2 protein-coding genes are annotated in these 2,094 nt (G+C 35.4%); both read right to left on the reverse strand.

Annotation, left to right across the window (positions count from 1 at the left end):
- Positions 1-50 precede the first annotated feature (50 nt).
- Entirely contained in the window at positions 51-1,346 is a 1,296-nt protein-coding gene (locus E1171_RS02345; protein ID WP_155203697.1) for an aspartate aminotransferase family protein, read from the reverse strand.
- A gap of 271 nt (positions 1,347-1,617) precedes the next feature.
- Positions 1,618-1,758, reverse strand: coding sequence for a hypothetical protein (locus tag E1171_RS02350; RefSeq protein WP_155203699.1), 141 nt, complete (start codon positions 1,756-1,758; stop codon positions 1,618-1,620).
- Between the last annotated feature and the right edge of the window lie 336 nt (positions 1,759-2,094).

The raw sequence follows: 2,094 nt of genomic DNA on the forward strand, positions 1-2,094 counted from the left end.
TAGCAACGAAAAGGCTTTACATAGGATACAATGTTGTCGGTAGTATTTTCTCAATTCAATGATTCTCTTATTGCATTATCGAGAATTTCAATCCCTAAATCAATTTCCTTTTTCGTTATGGTTAAAGGAGGGGCAATCCTAAACACTCCTCCCATTCCCTTAATTCTGACAATATTCATGCTCAGGCCCAATTTTAAACAGGTTTCTGATATTCTGTGCCCTAAGTCTATATTAGGTTCTCTTGACTCCCTATCTTTAACAATTTCTACTCCCAACAATAATCCTTTTCCCCTTATATCCCCAATACATTCATACTTATTCTGTAATTCTAACAATTGCTTTTTTAAATAATTTCCTTGTTTTTCAGCCTTTTCTGCCATTTTTTCATTGATAAAAACATCAATCATTGCCAACCCTACTTTAGCAGGTAAAGGGTCCGAAATGTGTGAGGTTATATTTATAAATCCTTTGGAGTAACAATCCTCTTCGATTTCTTTACTTGTAATTGTTGCGGCTAATGGAAGTCCTCCTCCCAAGGTCTTTGAAAGGGTTAAAAAGTTAGGGCTTGTTTCTAATAACTCAAACCCAAAATTGCTTCCTAACCTTCCCAACCCAGTTTGAGCTTCATCCAAAATCAAGTAAATTCCTCGTTCATCACATAACTCTTTCAATCTTTTAAAATATTCGGGTGATAATTCCACTATTCCTGCTGCACTTAAAATTGGTTCTACGATACAAGCAGCAAGGGCCCCTACTGATTGCTTATCTATCATTGCCATTCCAACTTCAAGACAGGTATTATCGCACTTATTTTTACAATGTTTAATTGGACATCTGTATGAATAAGGAGCAGGAATAGATAAGTTTCCAGGTATTGCTGGACCATATCCTTTGCGGGTATATGAATAGGTGCTTGACTGAGCACCAGCAGTCATACCATGCCATGAGCCTAAAAAACCTATAACCTCAAAACCTCCTGAAGATAGTTTTGCCATTCGAATTGCAATTTCGTTAGACTCAGACCCTGTATTTACAAATAAACATTTATCTAATCCATTTGGTAATAAATCACTTAATTGTTTACTTAATTCAATAACAGATGGAGAAAGCATAGTGCTTAATAAATGAATACTTTCTTCAGTAGCATTCCTTATAGCTTGCATTATTTTTTCATGATTATGACCATATACCGAACACATTTGTCCAGAAGTAAAATCAAGAATACCTCTGCCATCTTTAGTATAGATATAAGCTCCATTTGCTTTCTCGATTAGAATAGGGGAGAAATCTCCACAATACCGTACTAATGTTTCCTCAGCTTCTTTTAACCAGTTTTGTTTTTCCATTCTTTTAACTTTTTATGACTGACAACAGCCCGGCTGGATGCTGTGCTTTCTGGGCGTCCCTTTTTTGTGCGTTGATAAAGCATAGCAGCTCGCCATTGTTGCCAACCGTGTTATTTTTATTTCTTGAGTTTTATAAATTTTTCTTTCCGGTTTTTCGATCTTGAAAGTGGTTTAGTTTTTAGATTTTTTACTTCCTATTAGTCTGTCAGGAAAATCATTTTATTTCTCATTTCCAAATCATCCGTTTTTATTGCCATTTTGAAAGTTTGCCTTAAGAATTATAGGCTCTAATTCCCTCAAATACTCCATTGCCATAATGAAGAAATTGACTAAAAAGGTCAACTTTAGCTTCTGAAGCCTTGGCCCATCTCCCGTCAAGGAAGAGTACGGTTTGATCATTGTAATACGACATATTGCTGGCGGTTATTTAATAAGGGTTATAAAAAAAGCACCATCTGAAATAAGATGGTGCTTGTTAACTTTAAAGCTTTTCTAGTTAGTTGCATCATCTCTGTTTGCCTCTTCTCCATATAATACTAACATGGAAGAAACAAAGTGGGGTAATTAAAATTTCACGGACAATATGGTCTCCAAATAAGGGATTCATCTTAATTTTGTAATTACATGGAATAAATGTTAAAAAAAAAGCGCTATTCCTTTTTATGGGAATAGCGCTTTTCTTTTTTTGGTACAACCTATGGTTTAGGTATGCCATTCCCTCTTTAGTGTGGTCCCGATGACCACGCTA

The sequence above is a fragment of the Xanthovirga aplysinae genome, assembly GCF_009711365.1.
In the GTDB taxonomy this organism is placed as follows: Bacteria; Bacteroidota; Bacteroidia; order Cytophagales; family Cyclobacteriaceae; genus Xanthovirga; species Xanthovirga aplysinae.